The 21001-nt window shown below is 42.0% G+C and carries 21 protein-coding genes; 12 read left to right on the top strand and 9 right to left on the bottom strand.

The annotated features are described in order from the left end of the window. Positions 1-10: 10 nt before the first annotated feature. Positions 11-253 carry a SlyX family protein gene (locus tag FTV52_RS00220; RefSeq protein WP_004976120.1) on the bottom strand — a complete coding sequence of 81 codons (243 nt, stop codon included), beginning with the start codon at positions 251-253 and terminating at the stop codon, positions 11-13. A gap of 35 nt (positions 254-288) precedes the next feature. Between FTV52_RS00220 and FTV52_RS00225 the strand changes: the two genes are divergently transcribed. From FTV52_RS00225 to FTV52_RS00235, 3 genes are all read left to right on the top strand, one after another. Further along, positions 289-2196, top strand: coding sequence for an ATP-binding cassette domain-containing protein (locus FTV52_RS00225; RefSeq protein ID WP_004976119.1), 1908 nt, complete (start codon positions 289-291; stop codon positions 2194-2196). A 141-nt stretch (positions 2197-2337) separates the two neighbouring features. Then, positions 2338-3273 (top strand): lauroyl acyltransferase, encoded by a 936-nt coding sequence (locus tag FTV52_RS00230; RefSeq protein ID WP_179989446.1) that lies wholly within the window; start codon positions 2338-2340, stop codon positions 3271-3273. A gap of 143 nt (positions 3274-3416) precedes the next feature. Further along, positions 3417-4271: a hypothetical protein gene (locus tag FTV52_RS00235; RefSeq protein WP_179989448.1), complete on the top strand. Its 855-nt coding sequence runs from the start codon at positions 3417-3419 to the stop codon at positions 4269-4271. A 271-nt stretch (positions 4272-4542) separates the two neighbouring features. Here FTV52_RS00235 and FTV52_RS00240 read toward each other — a convergent pair whose 3' ends face one another. Continuing rightward, positions 4543-5670 carry an endonuclease/exonuclease/phosphatase family protein gene (locus tag FTV52_RS00240; RefSeq protein ID WP_179989450.1) on the bottom strand — a complete coding sequence of 376 codons (1128 nt, stop codon included), beginning with the start codon at positions 5668-5670 and terminating at the stop codon, positions 4543-4545. A 189-nt stretch (positions 5671-5859) separates the two neighbouring features. Here FTV52_RS00240 and asd point away from each other — a divergent pair, with 189 nt between their 5' ends. The 5 genes from asd (at position 5860) to truA (ending at position 11819) form a co-directional block, all read left to right on the top strand. Then, positions 5860-6978: an aspartate-semialdehyde dehydrogenase gene (asd, locus tag FTV52_RS00245; protein WP_004976115.1), complete on the top strand. Its 1119-nt coding sequence runs from the start codon at positions 5860-5862 to the stop codon at positions 6976-6978. Positions 6979-7147: 169 nt separating this feature from the next. After that, a complete protein-coding gene (locus tag FTV52_RS00250; RefSeq protein ID WP_228153767.1) occupies positions 7148-8566 on the top strand; it encodes a FimV family protein in 1419 nt (472 codons plus the stop codon). Positions 8567-8632: 66 nt separating this feature from the next. Next, entirely contained in the window at positions 8633-9982 is a 1350-nt protein-coding gene (locus tag FTV52_RS00255; RefSeq protein WP_179989452.1) for a fimbrial protein FimV, read from the top strand. A 46-nt stretch (positions 9983-10028) separates the two neighbouring features. Next, positions 10029-11009, top strand: a complete 981-nt coding sequence (locus FTV52_RS00260; RefSeq protein ID WP_004976109.1) for an asparaginase — start codon at positions 10029-10031, stop codon at positions 11007-11009. A gap of 12 nt (positions 11010-11021) precedes the next feature. Further along, complete coding sequence (gene truA / locus FTV52_RS00265) at positions 11022-11819, top strand: tRNA pseudouridine(38-40) synthase TruA (RefSeq protein WP_179989454.1); 798 nt, start codon at positions 11022-11024, stop codon at positions 11817-11819. 128 nt (positions 11820-11947) lie between these two features. Here the strand turns inward: truA and FTV52_RS00270 are convergent, their stop codons facing one another. Beyond that, the gene (locus FTV52_RS00270) at positions 11948-12955 is read right to left on the bottom strand and encodes an AraC family transcriptional regulator (protein WP_004976104.1); all 1008 of its coding nucleotides are present in this window, start codon (positions 12953-12955) and stop codon (positions 11948-11950) included. A gap of 230 nt (positions 12956-13185) precedes the next feature. Here FTV52_RS00270 and infA point away from each other — a divergent pair, with 230 nt between their 5' ends. Together infA and FTV52_RS00280 are read left to right on the top strand one after the other, a co-directional pair. Beyond that, positions 13186-13407, top strand: coding sequence for a translation initiation factor IF-1 (gene infA / locus FTV52_RS00275; RefSeq protein ID WP_001284370.1), 222 nt, complete (start codon positions 13186-13188; stop codon positions 13405-13407). A 158-nt stretch (positions 13408-13565) separates the two neighbouring features. Beyond that, the gene (locus FTV52_RS00280; protein WP_004976100.1) at positions 13566-13973 is read left to right on the top strand and encodes a hypothetical protein; all 408 of its coding nucleotides are present in this window, start codon (positions 13566-13568) and stop codon (positions 13971-13973) included. A 114-nt stretch (positions 13974-14087) separates the two neighbouring features. Here FTV52_RS00280 and leuB read toward each other — a convergent pair whose 3' ends face one another. The 4 genes from leuB to leuC form a co-directional block, all read right to left on the bottom strand. Further along, positions 14088-15167 carry a 3-isopropylmalate dehydrogenase gene (gene leuB, locus FTV52_RS00285; RefSeq protein ID WP_004976098.1) on the bottom strand — a complete coding sequence of 360 codons (1080 nt, stop codon included), beginning with the start codon at positions 15165-15167 and terminating at the stop codon, positions 14088-14090. Positions 15168-15206: 39 nt separating this feature from the next. Continuing rightward, positions 15207-15770 carry a hypothetical protein gene (locus tag FTV52_RS00290; protein ID WP_096902841.1) on the bottom strand — a complete coding sequence of 188 codons (564 nt, stop codon included), beginning with the start codon at positions 15768-15770 and terminating at the stop codon, positions 15207-15209. Between the two features lie 102 nt (positions 15771-15872). Beyond that, on the bottom strand, positions 15873-16523 hold the full coding sequence (gene leuD, locus FTV52_RS00295; protein ID WP_004976094.1) for a 3-isopropylmalate dehydratase small subunit: 651 nt from the start codon (positions 16521-16523) through the stop codon (positions 15873-15875). Positions 16524-16620: 97 nt separating this feature from the next. Beyond that, complete coding sequence (gene leuC, locus FTV52_RS00300) at positions 16621-18069, bottom strand: 3-isopropylmalate dehydratase large subunit (RefSeq protein ID WP_004976092.1); 1449 nt, start codon at positions 18067-18069, stop codon at positions 16621-16623. 319 nt (positions 18070-18388) lie between these two features. Between leuC and FTV52_RS00305 the strand changes: the two genes are divergently transcribed. Both FTV52_RS00305 and FTV52_RS00310 read left to right on the top strand, forming a co-directional pair. Next, the gene (locus FTV52_RS00305; RefSeq protein ID WP_131261057.1) at positions 18389-18625 is read left to right on the top strand and encodes a DUF2061 domain-containing protein; all 237 of its coding nucleotides are present in this window, start codon (positions 18389-18391) and stop codon (positions 18623-18625) included. A gap of 208 nt (positions 18626-18833) precedes the next feature. Then, a complete protein-coding gene (locus tag FTV52_RS00310) occupies positions 18834-19694 on the top strand; it encodes a LysR family transcriptional regulator (protein ID WP_136144730.1) in 861 nt (286 codons plus the stop codon). Positions 19695-19788: 94 nt separating this feature from the next. Here FTV52_RS00310 and FTV52_RS00315 read toward each other — a convergent pair whose 3' ends face one another. Next, positions 19789-20034, bottom strand: a complete 246-nt coding sequence (locus FTV52_RS00315) for a DUF2789 family protein (protein ID WP_004976087.1) — start codon at positions 20032-20034, stop codon at positions 19789-19791. A 153-nt stretch (positions 20035-20187) separates the two neighbouring features. Beyond that, complete coding sequence (locus FTV52_RS00320; protein WP_179989457.1) at positions 20188-20838, bottom strand: HAD family phosphatase; 651 nt, start codon at positions 20836-20838, stop codon at positions 20188-20190. Between the last annotated feature and the right edge of the window lie 163 nt (positions 20839-21001).

The following is a 21001-nucleotide window of genomic DNA, read 5'->3' on the forward strand; positions in this document are numbered from 1 at the left end:
GTACGATTGATTAATAGTGTGGTGGGCGATTGGTCATCGGGTCAAATGGTGCAATCCCATCCGACAAATCTGCCGACTCTACCCGCTGATATAACAACTGCATTTGTTTCTTTAAATCAGCAATTTCCAGACTTTGATGAACCACTTGTTCATTCAATTGCTCAACTAAATCGTCCAAAAATGCAATTCGCACTTGCAAATCTTCAATGGGTGCGGAAAATGACGCCTGATCATCTATACTTTGTTTAGTCATTTCAAATCCTCATTTGAGATTTTTTAGGAAACACTATGGCCTATATTACTTTAAGGGATGTCCAACTTGCATTTGGTGGACCTGCCTTGCTCGACGGCGCGAATTTTAACCTAGAACGTGGCGAACGAGTGTGTTTGATTGGCCGTAATGGAGAAGGTAAGTCTACTCTACTTAAACTGATTGAAGGAAGTTTACTGCCCGATGCAGGTGAAGTGTCCATTCAAAATGGCATCACCATTGCCATGTTGGCGCAAGATGTACCCATGGATTCAGGCAAAGTCGCCGATATTGTGGCCGATGGTGCAGGTGAAGCTGCTGCAGTATTAAAAGCCTATCACGAAGCCAGTGATGCCTGTGTATTGGGCGATATGGATGCCTGTGACCGTATGGGGAACTTGCAACACAAGCTAGATCAGCTTGATGGCTGGGCGCTAGAAAATAAGGTCAATGCCATTTTAAGTAAAATGGGACTTGATCCAAATGCCGACTTGGCCGATTTATCGGGTGGACGTAAACGTCGTGTGTTGTTGGCACGTGCCCTACTCACCCAACCTGACGTATTGTTGCTAGATGAGCCGACCAACCACTTAGATGTGGAAAGTATTGAATGGCTAGAAAAATTCCTACTCGATCAAAATAATTTAACTCTACTGTTTATTTCGCATGACCGTGCTTTTGTCGATAGTATCGCCACCCGCATTGTCGAGTTAGATCGTGGTGTATTACGCAGCTACGAAGGTAACTATTCACGTTATTTAGATTTAAAGGCGCAGCAACTAGAAGCCGAAGAAAAACAAAATGCGCTGTTTGATAAAAAACTGGCCGAAGAAGAAGCATGGATTCGTCAAGGCATTAAAGCACGTCGTACCCGCAACGAAGGACGTGTGCGTGCCTTAAAAGCCTTACGTGAAGAATCAAAAGCACGTCGCTTCCAACAAGGCAAAGTCAATATGGCAGCGCAGGAAGCCAATCGCTCAGGCAAACTGGTCTTTGATATTGAACATTTACAAGTGGCCTTTGGCAATCAAGCTCCAATTATCAAAGACTTTTCAACATTGGTATTACGTGGCGACCGTATTGGTTTAGTTGGTGATAACGGTGTCGGTAAAACCACTCTGATTAAAGCCATTTTAGGTGAAATTGAGCATGGCGGCTCTGTCAAAACAGGAACACAACTGGAAATTGCCTATTTTGACCAATTGCGTAACGTCTTGGATTTGGAAAAGTCGGTCAAAGATAACGTGTCTGAAGGTTCAGATTTTGTTGATGTGAACGGACAACGTCGTCATATCTATAGTTATTTACAAGACTTTTTATTCTCACCAGAACGTGCGCGCACGCCTGTTAAAGCCTTGTCTGGCGGTGAACGCAACCGTATTTTACTGGCAAAATTATTACTCAAACCATCTAACCTGATAGTGATGGATGAGCCGACCAACGACTTGGATATGGTCACTTTAGAATTGCTTGAGGAAATGCTCAGCGACTATAAAGGCACCTTATTGCTGATTTCACACGACCGTGCCTTTATGGACAACGTGGTGACTTCAACTTGGGTATTTGATGGCAAAGGCAATATTGATGAATATATTGGCGGCTATCAGGACTATTTACAGCAACGCCCAGACCAAACTGTGGTTGATCAAAAAAGTGATGTTAAAAAAGCCGTTGCCAAAGCCGAAGCGGCTGCAGCAGCACCAACGGCTAAAAAAGTAAAATTGAGCTACAAAGATCAACGTGCTTTAGAGCAGTTGCCAGGTGAAATTGAAGCACTGGAACAGGAACAAACCGAATTGGCTGAAAAACTGGCGGATGGTTCTTGGTTTGTAACAGATGCCAATGCAGCCACCAAAGCCTCACAGCGTTTGGCTGAAATTGATGAAGAACTGCTGGAAAAACTGGAGCGTTGGGACGAACTGGAAAACTTGGCGAATGGTAACTAGGGTCTATTGACACTTCGTCTACGCTTGTCCTGAAAGACTTCGCAAAACCGTTTTAAGCATCTTTCCCATTGGACGGATGCTTTTAAATTTTAAAATCGGTTCGTGCTAAACTGCAACGATACAACACTTTACACGGTCATTATGAGTCAACACACTGAATATCAACCAGGCGAATTTCAATGGTCTTTCTTGTTGCCAAAATATTGGGGCATCTGGATTGGCATTGTCTTCCTGATGATTTTAGCCATTTTGCCGTGGGCGATTCAGTATCGTTTGGCGCAGCTTTTAGGCAATCTTGCCTTTAACAGCATGAAGTCACGTCGCGTAACTACGTTACGCAATTTGGAAGTGTGTTTTCCTGAATGGAGCGAGGCTGAAGTACAAGAAAATGCTCGCCAAGTCTTTGTTGATCAAATGCTGGGCGTATTTGAAACCTTAAATGCGTGGTACTGTCCACAGTGGTTTAAAGGACGTACTCAGGTTGAAGGTTTAGAACATATTCAGCAAGCCCAAGCAGATGGTCGCGGGGTTTTATTGTTAGGTACACATTCTACTCTGCTAGATGCAGGCGGCTATGTCTGTGCGCAATATTTTGACCCCGATGTGGTCTATCGTCCACAAAACAATCCCTTACTGGACATGCTGATTTACCGTTGTCGCGCCACCATTTACGGTCATCAAATTGACCACGATGACATGCGTGGTTTAATCCGCCACTTAAAAAATGGTCGTGCCATTTGGTATAGCCCAGATCAGGACTTTGGTTTAAAACAAGGTGTTATGGCGCCATTTTTTGGCGTGCCTGCTGCGACAGTTACAGCGCATCGTCGTTTACTTAAAATGACCAAAGCCGCAGCAATTCCGTTATATTTTTACCGTACAGGTGAGCTTTCCAACCCTCAATATAAAGTCTTGATTGAACCTGAACTGCTGGATTTCCCAAGCGCAGATGAAGTTGCAGATGCAACGCGCACCAATTTCATTATTGAGCAGCAATTACGGATCGCTCCTACCCAATATATGTGGTTTCATCGTCGGTTTAAAACGCGTCCTGAAGGTTATCCTAAGATCTACTAATCATGTAGATCTTTAAGCTTGTATTAAATATTCTTACATCCTTAAGTAGAACTAAAAATATTTTGTTATAAAATAATTATTTAGTTATTTTTTAGACTATATCTATTAACCTCCAGTTTTAGTTTTTATTCTAGAGGGTTCAAATGTCCAAATTAGAAGTACGACAAGAAAATCATAAAATTTTTGTCTTTAAGAAAATTTTTGAGTTTGAGGCAGCAAAACAACAAGCGGAGAAAAAGAAACTAAATGCTTTTGGAATGTTTGCTAAGTTTAATCCTCTGAAACGCCCAACAGAAGAAACTGTACTGCTCAGTAATCAAATCTTACGCTACGAACCATTTTGGTTTGTAGCGAGTAAAAGAACTATAAATTATAATTGCTCTGTTACCTATCCAGTTCCCGTACACAACCCAAACGCTGTAACTATCGTCATAAACAATGGGCAAAGTGAACAGCTTTATCCTGTCATGCGCCAACAAGATAAAGCCAAAATAGATGTTCAAGTGATTGAAAAATGCCATAGAGTGATTGAATACTCTACCCATTTAGATGGTTTAAAACGAGAGTTAAAATCAAATGTTTTTATAGATTATATAAAAAAATTTGCCCATGAAGAAGTCGACTCCGTCACTGTAGAAAATGTTTTACAACCCCTACTATCCCTAGATTCACTGACTGGCTTAGTTCGCTCAGAGTTACAAAATCAAGTCGTTAATGCTTCAAATATTGAAGATGACTTTGAAGAAATTACGTCCTTACATCTCTACTTCAGACCAGTGTATGCTTTTGAATATCATTGGTCAGCTGCAGATAAAATTGGAGTCATTGAGGTTGATGGACTAACGGGTGAAATTATTGAAAACGGGAACTGGTTCAAAAATACTTTTGATCAAGCATTTACTCGAGATAATCTGGTTGAGTTAAGTGCAGAACTGGCAAGTACTGTTGTCCCAGGTGGTGGTACAGTAATAAAAATAGCATCCAAAGTAATAAATTAACCCCCTAAAAAATCATCGCCCGAGTTCTACATCCTGTAAAACTCGGGCTCATGAGGTTGTGCTTTCAAAACTTATTGTTATTTTATTGTGTGGCGTTCCTTACCTACATCATATCCTTGATGTTCACCCATCAGCGTCGTCTTCCTTAATGGGATATTCCGTTCCCGAGTCCTTGTGCTGATGAATTAATCTTAACTAGATCAGTCAGAATAAACCATGCGTCATGTGCCTAAATCCGTGTAAGCCATTTCGTACACTTTTCGTTTAATTTCTAAACCGATTTATCCTGTGCTTTATACGGTTGTGCAATTTCATCGGTCACCAGTTTTTCTTCTTGCTCTGCTTTTTCAATCCCGTCCTGAATCGCCTGTTGTGCTTCCTGCTCATCGGCATCAGTTTGGGGCAGCTCTTCCTGAATTCGATCAAACACCCGCCCAGTTTGCAATACCACATACACAGGAAAATGGTCTGAACCGATATGCGCCAAACGCTGCATATCCACCAATGCAAAGTCTGTACTATGAAAAACATGGTCTAACGACCAACGCAGTAAAGGATAATCGGCATGAAAGGTATTGATATAGTGCCGCCCAACGCGTGGATCAAGCAGGCCACTAATCCGCTGAAACAATCGTGTCGTACGTGACCATGCCACATCGTTTAAATCGCCCATTACGATACAGCTTTCATCTAAATCTTTAATTTGATCGCCCACGATGAGTAACTCCGCATCACGCAAAGTTGAATCTTTGGCCTCGGTAGGACTTGGTGGTTTGGGATGCAAACAATACAACTGTACAGGCTGCCCCGAAGGCAAAATCACACTGGTATGAATGGATGGAATTTCATCACTGAGAATAAATTTGATCTCAGTGTCTTGTAATGGCAAACGGCTATATAAATGCATGCCATATAAATTATCTAAAGGTGCAGCAACCCGATAAGGATAATCGACTTCAATCACAGACAAGGCTTGCTGCCATGCCAAGTCAGATTCTAAGGTCAACACTAAATCTGGTTTTAAAGCTTGAATATGTTCAATCAACAGATGATATTTCTGATTCGGTGTCAGAACATTGGACACGATTAATGAGATTTGTTTTTCAGGATTTAGTTGTTCTGGACGGACTTGTTTGACCTGTTTTTTCCACAGCAAGGTATAGGGCAAGACCATTTTGAGCTGATAAGCCAAAGCCGCAATCAGCCCAATTAAAATCACTTGGCTAGACACATCCCACGCCTGCTCCCAAATCAGTAGCAAAACAAAGGCAATGATGCCCAAAACCAAGATCTGTAAACGTGGAAAATCTGCGCCCCGAATCCACCATTCATCACGCGGAATCAGTGACCAAAAACTTAACCAAATGACTAATATTGCAAGCCCTTCTACCCAAATCATCTTGCTTTACTCTTTTGTATTTTTTGTCGTTTTTACATGAAAACCAAAGTTATCAATTTTGTATGTAACACAAACAAGAGATTTCACTCAATAATACTCATGTTTTGTTCATGTAATGCTTGCAGTTGCGTCCCCTTTTGATAGACTTATATTCCTTTATTGTTTTTTAACGCACCGAGGCAAAGTGACATGAAAGTAGGTCTGGTCGGTTGGCGCGGGATGGTGGGTTCCGTCCTTATGCAACGTATGGTTGAAGAAAATGATTTTGCTCATTTTGAGCCATTCTATTTCTCTACCAGTAATGCTGGCGGTGAAGCACCAGCGTTTGGTGGTAAGACTGCCCCAGCACTTATGGATGCAACAGATATTGAAAGTCTGAAGCAAATGGATGTCATTATTACCTGTCAAGGTGGTGATTACACTTCTGCCGTTTTCCCGAAGCTTAAAGCTGAAGGTTGGAATGGTTACTGGATTGATGCTGCATCTACCCTGCGTATGGATGATGAAGCGATTATCGTACTTGATCCAGTCAACATGAATGTCATTAAAGATGGCTTGGTGAATGGCACCAAAACATTTGTGGGCGGTAACTGTACTGTTTCACTCATGTTGATGGGCTTGGGTTCATTATTCCAAAACAATTTGGTGGAATGGGCAACTTCAATGACCTATCAAGCAGCTTCTGGTGCAGGTGCGCAAAACATGCGTGAGCTGATCACAGGCATGGGCTACTTGTATAACAACACCAAAGACTTGTTGGATGACCCACGTTCACCAATTTTAGACATCGACTCTAAAATTGCCGAATTACAACGTGGCGAAGGTTTCCCATCGGCAAACTTTGGTGTGCCTTTAGCGGGTTCTCTCATTCCATATATCGACAAACAGCTTGAAAGCGGTCAGTCAAAAGAAGAATGGAAAGGTCAGGTTGAAACCAACAAGATTTTAGGCAATCAGCAGATTGTTCCTATTGATGGTCACTGTGTACGTATTGGTGCAATGCGTTGTCACTCTCAGGCAATCACATTGAAGCTGAAAAAAGACGTTCCATTGAACGAAATTGAAGATATGATTCGTCAATCAAGCCAATGGGCAAAAGTGGTACCAAATACACGCGAAGCATCAATGACCGATCTTACCCCAGTTGCAGTTACAGGGACTTTAACAGTACCTGTTGGTCGTTTACGCAAAATGAACATGGGTAAAGAGTACCTTGGTGCATTCACTGTAGGTGACCAATTACTTTGGGGTGCAGCAGAGCCATTACGTCGCATGTTACGCATCTTAATTGATTACAAAAATGCTTAAGCCTCGTCTTGAGCACTGAATCATTTTGGATTCTGTGATCAAACTCAACAAGCCAGTCAAATTTGACTGGCTTTTTTATGTAATCAACGTGTTAATATTTTACAATCGACATACAACTCGCTACTCTATCCTTTTCGCCTTGCGATAAATGACCGAGCTAACAATTAAGATGACTGTATATAACAAATTAAAGATCGCCATTTTATCTATTTTGGCTTCACAGCAAATGTATGCAATGAATGTTGACCCGATTCAAATTCAGTCAACAACTGGGGAATTGCTCTATGCCGAAATCAACTTTCGTCAATCGAATGTGAATGAAGCGATTGATGTCAGTTTAGCTACGGCAGAAGATCTGATGTCGATTGGTGCGAGTCACCGTCCGCCTGGTCATCTTAACTTTTTTACACGTCGTAACAGCAATGGTACAGGGGTTATCACCATTACCTCATCTCGACCGTTAACCGAGTCTGAGTTGAATATTGTGGTCAAAATTAAAGAAGGCAATGCAACCCGCCTGCAACATATTCGCACCCCATTAAAACGCAGTGCACCTGCGCCATTGGCCGCTATGCAACGTAGCAATGAACAAGCTTTAATGCCTGTTATGATTGTCAATGAGCAAGATATTGCTTTAAATTTACCTGTAAGTACGGCCTATCAGGTTGAAACACCCAAAGCAATTGAACAACAGGCTTTTGAAGCACCGCTAACCATTAAACGCAATACACCGCCTGCGTTAAACCATCAAGCAGTAACAGTGATTCAAACTGCGCCAAGCCGTAGCGCAGCGAGTGAAAATACGACTGTTGCTGCTCCAAAAGCAGCGCCAGCAAAAACAAATAACAACCCAACACCGACAGCATCTACAGCGACTACGTCAGTCACTGCACAACAATCGGCTGATCCATTGGTACAAAAATTTGCTGAACAGCAACGCACGAAGCAACTGGCACAAACTCAGCCTGCTGCTGCCGTGAAAAAGCCTGCACAAACAGCGGCTGCACAGGCTAAACCAAGCCCTGCCACAGCCATGCCTGCAGTCAATACCCAACACGTGGTGCAATCGAATGAATCATTATGGGCAATTGCCTCACGCATTGCGGGTGAAAATAACCGCCCTGTTGCTGAAGTGATGCAGCAAATTAAAGCCAATAATGAGCATGCTTTTATTCAAGGCGATGCCAATCGTTTGCGTCGTGGTGCGACCTTAAATTTACATGCACAAGCTAACTCTAAAACAGAGAAAAAAGCCGCAATTCCAAAACCAGAAACGGCCAGTACACCACAATCAGGCAAAGCCAAATATCGTTTAAATCAAGCAGAAATGAGCCTCGTGGCAGAGAATCAACAGGACTCCACCCACGGTTCTGCCAAGAAGAACACACAATCCACACAAACTTCGGGTGACTTGTCATTAAAAGTTATGACATCCCGTGAGAAAACCGTTAAATTACAGAGAAACGTAACAGAATTAGAATTGGCATTACGTCAGAAGGATCACAGAATTCAATTACTCAACGCGCGCCTTGCTGAACTGCAACAACAATTGCAAAAACAACAAGCCGCAAATAAGCCAAAACACTAAATGTTACACACAATGATTTTTTTGGGATAAGGTCAAACAGGGACCACATCCTCAAGGGGTATAAACATGCTGATTTATGTGATTCCGTTTATTTTATTACTGGTGATCGCAATTTTCTTGAAAAAGCGTGAAGCAAGTAAAGAAGCCGAACCAAGCAACAAGAAAACAGCAGCGCCAGCCAAAACCAGTGCCAAGAAAACCACAACTACCAAAAAAGTTGCCCAGAAATCGGTGGTGGTTGAAGAGGTTGTTCCAACTCCACAACACTCTACCCCTGTACCTGTTAAAATTCAGACAAATATTGAAAATCTGATTAAGGAACGCAATTTCTTTGCTGCGGAAGCACAGATCAACCAGGCCTTAAAACGTGATAATTCTTTACACGGTCTGTATTTATTCTTGCTCGACATTCATTTACAGCAAAAAGATGAGTTTGCGATTGATCAATTACTCAATCATATACGCGCTTTGGGCCTTGATGATATTTTGGTTCAAGCAGAAGCTCAAAAACAAGTATTTGATGAGCAAAACAACAAAGCAATTGATGGGATTGATTTTCAACCAACGACTCCAGCGGATTTAGAATCGGCTCCTGTTGAACAAAAATCAACTGCTGATTTTGATGCCCTCATACAATCAAAAGATGATATCTCTTCTGATAGCTCTTCTTTTGACCAGTTACAGCACGAACTAACTTCAAATAAAACAGCAGCACCTGAAGCAGCTTTAGAATTTGATACCTCATCGTTAAATTTCAGCCCTGCTGCTGCACCTGTAGAAAAAGCAGCTGAGCCTGAAGTAAAAGCAGAACCTGCTGCTTTAGACTTTAATTTTTCTGTAGATACTGCACCAGCAACAGAGAAAACTGAAACACCCGCAATTACTCCTGAGCCAAGTACAAGTGCTACAGAAGCAGCCCAACCGCTTGAGTTTTCTTTTGATTTAGAACCGAATAAAACTGAAATAGTAGCATCTGAAACACCAGCAAATGCACCTGCTACAACTGAAGCCCCAAGTTTAGACTTTGACTTTTCAACAACAGAAACCCCTGCGACTGTTGAAGCAAAAACTGAACCTGCAACACCTGATTTTAATTTCACATTTGACAATACGCCTGCTGCGGAAACCAATCTTCAACCTACAACTGAACCAGAAATCATTGCTGCACCAAGTATTGCACTTGAACCTGCTGCAACCGTTGTCAGCACAGATGTTGATCTGAATGATCCATTGGTGAAATCATTCCCAGACTTATCTCAAGTGGATGAAATTCAGTTGAACTTAGACTTAGCGAGCCAATATGTGGAATTGGGCGCTTATGATGCTGCGAAAGCTTTACTTAGCGAACAAGGCGCAAATTATTCTGCTGAACAACGCCAACGTGCCGATCAGTTACTGAATCAAATCGCTTCTTAATTCAAATCAGATTAAGATAAAGCAGTCATTCTTGGCTGCTTTTTTTATGATGAAAAAAATTGCGTTAATCTATATGGGCGGCACTTTTGGCTGTGTCGGTGAACCACTAAGCCCAATGCCTGCGGAGCAATTTCTGCCACGCTTGGCACAGGTCTTACCCCTAAATTTAGAGATTGAATGCTTTGTTGCCCCTGTCATTAAAGACAGTAGTGCCTGCACAGCCGCAGACTGGTTACAGCTCATTCAATATATTCAAAAATTACAACACGATGATTTTCAACATTTCGTTATTTTACATGGCACCGACACCCTCAGCTATGCCAGCGCAGTCTTGGCACGTTTTTTAGCGCAAAGTACCCATGTCATTCTCACGGGTAGCCAATATCCCTTACTCAATGCACAAGGCACAGATACCCGTGAATTTAGTGATGCCTTGGACAACCTAAATTTTGCTTTACAACAGATTCATCAAGTGACTCAGGGAGTATATCTGGCCTTCCATCAGCAACTGATTCATGCCGCAACGGCACTGAAACAACACACCACCGAGTTAAATGCATTTACAGGTCAGTCTGCTTTGGTTTACACGGAGAACAAATCGCAGAATGAGCCAGCATTCAACATTAGCACTCAACATATTGAAAAAGCCCAGCACTTTAACTGCCTGAACTGGATGTTACAGCCAATTGCCATTTCCGCTTTGGTCGATAATTTAAAAGCCTTACAGCAACAGCCACCACACTGCCTCATTTTACAGAGTTATGGTACAGGCAATATGGCCGTCAATGCCGAAGTGATTGAGTTAATTCAGGCCTTACAAGCTCAACAATGTGCCGTGATTCTCACCACCCAAGTCACTTTTGGTGGCATGCAACAACGCTATGCGATCAGCCAGTGGTTACAGGACAGTAAAATTTTAATCAGTGATTGCCAAAGTCACGCAGATCTTTATGCCAAAGCCTTAAAAATGTATTTACAATACGACAGCCTTGCACAGTGGTATGCGCATTGGCAGTCTTCAGTGTGATTTGAGGTGATTATGCAGCGTTTTGCAATCGGAATTGAGTTTTGTGGCATTCGGTATCGGGGTTGGCAAACCCAGCAAGCAGGCGTACCTAGTGTGCAGGAAACCATTGAAAAAGTTCTGAGCAAAATTGCCGATGAACCCATTATTTTACATGGTGCAGGACGTACCGATGCAGGCGTGCATGCAACCAATATGGTGGCACATTTTGATACGCATGCCATTCGCCCTGAACGCGGTTGGTTGATGGGTGCCAACAGCCAACTACCCAAAGACATTGCAATTCAATGGATTAAAACGATGGATATGGACTTCCATGCTCGTTTTAAGGCTCAGGCACGGCGTTATCGCTATGTCGTGTATAACAATCCACAACGCCCTGCCTTGCTGCACAAACAAGTCACTCACGCTTATTATCCCTTAGATGTCGATAAAATGATTGCGGCTGCGCAGAAATTTGAAGGGACACATAATTTTGAAAGCTTTCGTGCCGCAGCGTGTCAGTCCAATCAGCCTATCCGTCATGTCAGCCATTGCCGCTTAATTCGTCACGGCAATTATTTAGTGTTAGATATTCAAGCCGATGGTTTTTTGCATCACATGGTTCGCAATATCATGGGTTGTCTATTGGAGATTGGACAAGGTTTATATGACATTGCACATATTGACCAAATTTTTGCAGCTCAAGACCGTAAAGCAGCAGGAATTACCGCCCCACCCGATGGCTTGTATTTTATTCAGGCACACTATCCTGAACAGTTTGATTTACCGAAAGTTCCCTTAGGGCCACATTGGTTAAATATGCCGGAATAATTTAATCCCTTCCGACCTCCCTTTTCCAAAGAGAGGAGCTCCATTTCGAGGCTTTAAAACGAAAGTCCCCCTTTGAAAAAGGGGGATTTAGGGGGATTCTGTTTAGGAAAGGTTTTAAATTTTCAAACTTAACGCTGCTTGCGCTTTCTATATTCCACTGGGGTTTCATTGGTCCAGCGTTTAAAGGCACGATAGAACGTACTTGGCTCTGAAAAACCCGTTAAGTACACAATCCGCTCCACGCTTTCATTGGTATTCGATAATAATCGTTTAGCCAGACGACAGCGATAATCGGACAGAATTTGCTGAAAACTGGTATTGGCTTCGCTCAATTGGGTACGCAAACGGCGTGGCGTGATATTCAATTGCGCCGCTACTGTTTCCAATGTCGTTTCACCGCTTTCTAAAGTTGAACCAATGGCACGGCGTACTTCACCAACCAAGTCATAACGCGCCAGCTCCTGCAGCTTTTCCAATGCCAACTGTTCGTGTAATTGCAATAACTCAGGTTCTGCCTGCCACAGTGGATAATCCAAAATACTCGGATCAAAATACAAACGCGTTTCTTTCTGCCCCAAACTCACAGGACATTCAAAGACACGGAAATATTCATCATCTGCAGCACCATCACTAAAGTTAAAGTCAATATAAATAGGCTGAAAACGACCTTCGGTAATGAATTTAAAGAAGCGTAAAACACCCGACATGGCGCATTCAGAAAAATGACGATTGACGATATTTTCTGACCACGGCTGCACGCCATTGGTTAAATAGCAGCGTCCATCTTCCACCACCAATTTGGCATCAAAAGCATCACTAATCAGGCGTTGATAAGCCAAAGCACGTTTTAGGCCTTCACCAAAGTTTTCTGAAGAAATAAACAAATGTTCAATCACTTGCCCGCGATAAAGTGGCAAATGCTCCCCCAGATGTAAACCAATATCAGGGTCTTTACTGACTTCCTCAGCCGCAACCCAAAACGCATATTGTGCATTTAAAGGCGTACGTTCATTGGCTTCGACCTGATTTAAGGCCACACCTGCTTTTGTTAAAATATCTTCGGTTGGCAACCCCGCACGACGAATCGCTTGGTAGCCTAAACGCAATACAACCGATGCATCAGTTAGCTGACCCACGCAAAAACCTTCCTTGTATGTACTTCATTTATACTTAAAAAGATTGAAATTAGATTAACTGCGATTGACCGAACTGACAACCTACCCAAGCCCATTTTTACAGAAAAAGTATAAACCGATGATTCGCTTATTTTACTAACAGATGCGCTGTGTATAGGGTAAAGCATCTTGTTTTTTTCAGAAAAATTGCCTATAATTTGCGCCTTTCCAATTTGATACTCAGGTAGGCTATGGCCAATAAAGAGGAACTCATCGAGTTCGAAGGCGTTGTCACCGAAACGCTTCCTAATACTATGTTTCGTGTACGTTTAGAAAACGGTCATGAAGTGATTGCTCACATTTCTGGTAAAATGCGTAAACACTATATTCGTATTTTAACAGGCGACAGTGTGAAAGTTGAAATGACACCTTACGACTTAACCAAGGGTCGCATCACTTACCGCGCACGCTAAGTTTTAGAGTAAGCTAAAGCCACTTTCGGAGTGGCTTTTTTACGTTCACTTAAAAAAATTCTGTTTAGCCTTTAATTCGTCCCCGCCGCTTATCGAATCACCACATTCTTTTCTTGCATTGCCTTCTACAATAAAGTTTTGAGCAAGGGAGAAAAAGCATGTTATTTCGATCCTGCGTTGCTTGTATAACAGGTCTTTTTGCGCTCAGTTTAGTGGCGTGTAGTAGTAATCCACCGCATTCCACTTTAAACCGCGATGCGTATTTACAGCAATTTATTGGTCAATCTAGCCAATATATCCTGACCCATTTGCAATTAAGCCAAATTGGCTATCAACAGCTTGGTACAGCTCAAGCTACCCCTCAATTGCTACATTACCGTATCATTCGTCCTGTACGTGTTCCGATCCCTATGGCGCAGCATCCCACTACAGGTATTGGTGCTGTTCCGTTAAATATCGGTATCCCGAGTCATGAAAGTTACGATGTTGCACTGACTTGTGATTTGTATTTTCGCCTACAGCAGGGTATTGCTACCGCAGTGTATGTTTCGGGACAACGCTGTTAAGTCTCCTAGCTAAAACACTCTGAAAGTACAAAACCAATAAAAAAACGCAGCCCGAAGACTGCGTTTAATGATTTGATTTTGAGCTGTAAGCGATAGGTTAAATCGCTTAAATTTTTAGTTGAGTGCCGTAACGACTGCTTGACCCATTTCAACAGTACCAACTTTATTCATGCCTTCAGACATAATATCGGCAGTACGTAAACCTTGATCTAATACATTGCCTACTGCATCTTCAATGGCTTTTGCTGCCGCTTCTTCGCGGAAGGTGTAACGTAACATCATTGCCACAGAAAGAATGGTTGCCAATGGGTTTGCCAAGTTTTGACCTGCGATATCTGGCGCTGAACCATGGCAAGGCTCATACATCCCTTTACCGTTTTCGTCTAAAGACGCAGATGGCAACATACCAATAGAACCTGTCAACATCGCAGCTTCATCAGACAAGATGTCACCAAACAAGTTACCTGTCACCAATACGTCAAATTGTTTTGGCGCGCGTACCAATTGCATCGCTGCGTTATCGACATACATGTGCGACAAGTTGATTTCTGGGTACTGTTCTGCATGTAACTGAGTCACGGTTTGCTTCCACAATTCAGTCACTTCCAGTACGTTGGCTTTATCCACCGAACATACTTTACCGCCACGCAATTTCGCCATTTCAAACGCTACTTTTGCAATGCGTTTGATTTCTGACTCAGCATATACGTCGGTATTAAAACCTTGTTTTTCACCATTTTCTAATTCACGGATACCACGTGGCTGACCGAAATAGATACCACCTGTCAATTCACGCACGATTAAGATATCTAAGCCTGATACGATTTCAGGTTTTAAGCTTGAAGCATCTGCCAATTGTGGATACAAAATTGCAGGACGTAAGTTAGCAAATAAATTGAGTTCTGAACGCAATTTTAATAAGCCACGCTCTGGACGGATTGAACGCTCAATGTTGTCCCATTTTGGACCACCAACTGCACCCAATAAAATTGCATCGGCTTTTTTCGCTTGCTCAGATGTCACTGCTGGGTACGGTTCGCCATGTGCATCAATTGCAGAACCACCCAATAAACCTTGTTCCCAAGTCAAACCCAAATTGAATTTTTCATTGACACGTGTCAGCACTTGTTCAGCAGCTTTCACAATTTCTGGACCAATGCCGTCACCAGCTAAAATCAAAATATGTTTTGACATGAGAGTTTCCATTGTTCATGACAGTCAAAGACTGTGGGATTAAATTTTTTGTTCTACAAACTCACCCAAGCCATTTAAGACATTGTAGGGTTTGCAAAAACGTCGAATGGTTTTGTTGTTTTGCACCAAATCTACACATAAAGGATCTGGCGCAGACACATTTAATAAGCTGCCTTTAGTACGACTTCGATCACGATACATTCTAAAGGTATATTTTTGCTTGGCATTAAACTTATGAATTACATGCAGTTTTTCTGCACGATCTTTAGAAATGGGATAAAAGCGAATCACCAATTCATGTTGTTTAGGCGGTACAGATAAATACAAGGCATTGGATTTATTTAAGGATGATTCCTGTAAACGTACCAAACCCTCCTGAATGGCAGCACGTGTAACACGATGTTTTTCTGCATCGAAAATTGTGACCGTATTTAAACGCTCAAACTCACAATCATCTGTACCCGCACAGTAAATCAGTGCATTGGATTTGCTTTGTTCAGTTTCTTTCACCTGTTTAATGCGTGCTGTATTCCACGTTTGGCATGCGCTTAGCGTGGTGATACATAATCCAATGACAGCAAGCCGACCGAAAATTTTAGTCATTGTTCGCGCCCAACCTCACCTGTTAGATACAAAATATAAAAATTATTATGTGCCGATGTTAGCAAGAGTTAGGCAGCGATGCTATGACAAATTTCAGCGAATTTATGCCTGAATTTCGGCAAAAACCCACGGACGCGACTGCTTGGTTTTCTCTTCATAAGCACGAATGTCATCGGCTGCTTGTAATGTTAAGCCAATATCATCCAAACCATTCAATAAACAGTGCTTACGGAATGGATCTACTTCAAATTTAAATGCCGTACCGCTTGGTGTGCGTACTTCTTGCGCGTCTAAGTCGATGGTTAATTGATAGCCTTCAGTCGCCGCACATTCTTTAAATAATTGCTCGACCTGCTCTTCAGACAAGATCACAGGCAACATGCCGTTTTTAAAGCAGTTATTGAAGAAAATGTCGGCAAAGCTTGGTGCAATAACGGTACGGAAACCATATTCATTCAATGCCCAAGGTGCGTGCTCACGGCTTGAACCACAACCAAAGTTGGCACGTGAAATTAAGATTGAAGCACCCTGATAACGCGGCTGATTCAATACAAACTCAGTATTAATCGGACGTTTTGAGTTGTCCTGACCCGGATAACCTTCATCTAAATAACGCAATTCATCAAATAAGTTATCGCCAAAACCTGTACGTTTGATAGATTTCAAAAACTGTTTTGGAATGATTAAGTCTGTATCGACATTGGCACGGTCTAATGGTGCAACGATACCTTGTTCAACGGTATATTTTTTCATGTTTAATTCTCACTGAATCCGTAACCTCTCCCTTGCCCTCTGCTATAGCGAGAGGGAACGCCATCTCTCTGAGAGAAGGCTGGGATGAAGGCATAACTTAGAATGAACGTACGTCTACAAAATGACCTGCGATTGCTGCCGCAGCTGCCATTGCTGGACTCACCAAATGGGTACGACCACCGTTACCTTGACGACCTTCAAAGTTACGGTTTGAAGTCGATGCACAGTGTTCACCCGGTTGCAATTTGTCTGCGTTCATTGCCAAGCACATTGAACAACCTGGTTCACGCCATTCAAAGCCTGCTTCTACAAACACTTTGTCTAAGCCTTCTTGTTCCGCTTGTTGCTTAACTAAACCAGAACCCGGAACCACCATCGCCTGTTTAATGCTTGCTGCAACTTTACGACCTTTAATCACTTCAGCGGCTGCACGAATATCTTCAATACGCGAGTTGGTGCATGAGCCAATAAATACGCGGTCTAATTGAATATCTGCCAAAGACTGACCTGCAGTTAAGCCCATATATTGATAAGCACGCGTCCAGTCATTGCGCTGTACGTCATCTTTCGCCTGTTCTAAAGTTGGTACGGCTTGTGACACTGGAATCACCATTTCAGGTGAAGTTCCCCAAGACACTTGCGGCTCAATTTCTTCACCTTGTAATACCACTACGGTGTCAAAGTGTGCACCTTCGTCTGAATGTAAAGTATTCCAGTAAGCAACTGCAGCATCCCATTGCTCGCCTTTTGGTGCATAGTTACGACCTTTCACGTATTCAATGGTTTTGTCATCCACAGCAACCATACCCACGCGCGCGCCTGCTTCAATCGCCATGTTACATACTGTCATACGGCCTTCAATCGACATATCGCGGAACACTTGACCACCGAACTCAATCGCGTGACCTGTACCGCCTGCAGTACCAATTTTACCAATGATCGCCAAAACGACATCTTTCGGTGTAACACCCTGACCTAATTTGCCATCTACACGCACTAGCATGTTTTTCATTTTCTTTTGAACTAAGCATTGGGTTGCCAATACGTGTTCAACTTCAGACGTACCAATACCATGTGCCAAACAACCAAATGCACCGTGAGTCGCTGTATGTGAGTCACCACAAACCACGGTCATACCTGGCAAAGTTAAGCCCTGCTCAGGCCCAACCACGTGTGCAATCCCCTGACGGATGTCGTTGATGTCAAACTGCACCACATTAAAGGTTTTGCAGTTGTCATCTAAAGTTTGTACCTGAATACGTGAAGTATCATCTTCAATACCTGCAATACCGTCCGCACGTTCTTTTTTAGACGTTGGTACGTTATGGTCAGGCGTTGCCACGTTGGCACTTAAACGCCACGGCTTACGTCCTGCAAGTTGCAAACCTTCAAAGGCTTGTGGAGAAGTCACTTCATGCAATAAATGACGGTCGATATACAATAAAGCCGAGCCATCATCACGTTGAGTGACCAAGTGATCATCCCACAATTTGTCGTACAAAGTTTTTGCAGCTGGATTTTGTGCTTGTTGGTTTTCGCCTGCCATGTCAGATCTACTCCACTGGACTGGGTAATTTTTTCATTAATTTGATTATAACCGCGAATTTGTATAAATCTAATTTATCATTTTTATTAATTTAAAAACTTTTAGGAATTTCTAGCAAAATAATTTTTATTGATTCATCACGACCTACCTATAAGCAAAAACAAATAGATGCTTAAAATTTTGACCTTATAATCTTTCTATTAAAATCTAATTTTCCAATCAAAATTACAAAATTATTCGTTTTTACAAATTAAATAAGAATAATTATCCTTTAGCTATCCACACAGAAAACGGTCAAAGCAGCAGAAGGAGTATTCACATGAGCTATATTCAAAAATTTGTCGCCAACAATCAACGCATGTTCAAAAAAACTTTAAGCTACTACATCATGCACATCACCGTGGCGATGGTGGTCGGTTATATAGTCACAGGCAATATTTGGATGGCCATTACCTTAAGTTTGGTCGAACCGACAGTACAAGCTGTTGCGTATTTCATTCACGAGCGGATTTGGGAAAAGAAAGCACAAACGCAAGATTCTAAAATTATCGCTTAATGGTTTTATAGATTCTGCTTGTGAATATTCCATTTCAGTTTGAGATCATCTTGGTTGCAGCCCACGATGATCTTTTTTTTATCTCTACTGTATCTCCACAAGATCATCCCAAACACATAGTTTCAAAATAAGTAGAATTTGTTTTGATTAATTCTAATTTTTTCTAAATAATAAGCACAGTAATAAAAAATCTTTATGGATGGTTCAAATGAATCTTGCAGCCTTTGAAGCCTTTGTAAAAGTCATGGAAACAGGTTCTATTTCTTTGGCAGCAGATCAGTTATTTATTACCCAACCTGCGGTGACCAAACGCATTCACAGCCTAGAAGACTATTTTGGCGTGAAACTCTTTGAATCGGCAGGTCGTGGAGTGCAAGCCACGCATGCAGCACACTCACTATTGCCCAAAGTCAAAAACTGGCTGAATGAACTGGGCGATATTCACCACACCCTCAGTCATGAGCAAGGACAGGTTCAAGGCAAACTGAAAATTGGTACCAGTCATCATATTGGTTTACACCATTTACCCAATCATTTGCGTGAATATGTGCAAGAATTTCCCAACGTCACGCTAGATGTGCATTTTGTCGATTCTGAACAGGCACATGAACAAGTTTTGGCGGGCGATTTAGAACTGGCTTTTCTGACCTTACCGCCTAAATTAGATGAACGTCTGTCTTATGTCACCATTTGGAATGATCCATTGGTGTTTGTGGTTGCGCCTTTTCATCCGCTTGCACATCAGAAAAACCTGCAATTGACCGATTTACTCGCCTACCCAAGTTTGTTGCCTGCCGCGCAAACTTATACCAGTCAAATCACTTTGGCAGAATTTGAAAAGCAAGGCGTCAAACCCAAAGTTACCATGAGCAACAATCCGTTAGAATCAATTCGGATGTTAGTGTCAATTGGTTTGGGATGGTCTGTTTTACCTAAAACGTTGGTCAATCAGGACTTACAACAGTTAGATATTGACTTAGAAATGAACCGTCAATTGGGCATGGTATGGCATCCGGGACGGACGCAATCACGCGCTGTTTTAGAATTGATTGAGATGATGAAACACTAAAAGATTAATGGTTTCTTTTGAATGAAAAACACCCTCAGACACGATTGTACTGAGGGTGTTTTTTTATTGGCTCAACTTGGACACAAGTGAAGTCTTAACGACTCACCGAATCTTCATGCAAAGATTCATTCAATTGGTCTACCACAATTGCCCATGAACCATCCGATTTCATTTTTTCGACGATAAACTGACGCTGTGCTTCCGTCCAAAATTCTGCCTCGGCAATTGTTGTTTCTGCATTCAATTGATGCGTTTCAATAAATTGCTGAATCGCAGCTTCACTGGCATCCAAACCCAGTTGTTCAAATAAATGTGTCATTCTTGGGCGTACACCACTCATTTTTTCACTCCTGATCATTTTTAATTCTTGTCTTACCTTAGCATGCCTATTCTAAAAATGAATGACATAATCCAACATTGCAGCAAATAAAAACAAAACAGAAACAAGCGACTAGTTACACCTGATACAGCAACAATTGCACTAATCTAAGCTTTAAATTGACCAGTCCTGCACATCCCACCCTTGCTCTTCCGCCAAAGCCTGTAAACGTGCATCTGGGTTTACCGCAATGGCATGATCGGCATATTCCAGCAAGAAACGGTCGTTAATGGAATCTGAATACGCCCAAGACTCAGTCACATCGCGGCCTTCTAGCCATTGCTCCAAACGCACTAATTTGCCTTTTTGGTAACATGCGGTGTTAATCACTTTGCCTGTATATTTACCATCGACTACTTCCGCATTGGTGGCAATAATTTCAGTAATGCCAAATTCACGAAAAATAGGTGCTGTAATAAAGTCAGAAGTTGCGGTGATGCCCACCAATTCATGCCCTAATTCTTGATGACGCTGAATTGCTTTAAAACCTTCAGGACGCATTTGCGGACGAATCACCTTTTGCATAAATAATTCATGCAATTCGGTCAGGTATTGATTGTTGTGCTGAGTTAAAAATTCAAATACAAATTCGTTATATGCAATTGGGTCGAGCTGCCCTGCCTTATAGTCTTCATAAAACTTGTCGTTCATGGCGCGATGACGGACTGGATCGACCAAACCTTCATTTACCAAAAACTCACCCCAAGAATGATCTGAATCAGTATTTAACAAGGTGTGATCGAGATCAAATAGCGCCAATTTCATGAAAATACTCGTAAAAACTGAAATTTAAGAAAAAAATTGTAAATCTATCTCCGCTAGTCGATAGAAATTCGTTAAGATCATAGCAATTTTAACATTATTTACACTTTGCGTTTTCGAGTTGGAGAAAAGAAATCATCATCCCCGAGTGCAAAGTCATAAATTA

Origin of the sequence: Acinetobacter sp. YH1901141, from assembly GCF_013416935.1 — a bacterium.
Classification (GTDB): Bacteria; Pseudomonadota; Gammaproteobacteria; order Pseudomonadales; family Moraxellaceae; genus Acinetobacter; species Acinetobacter towneri.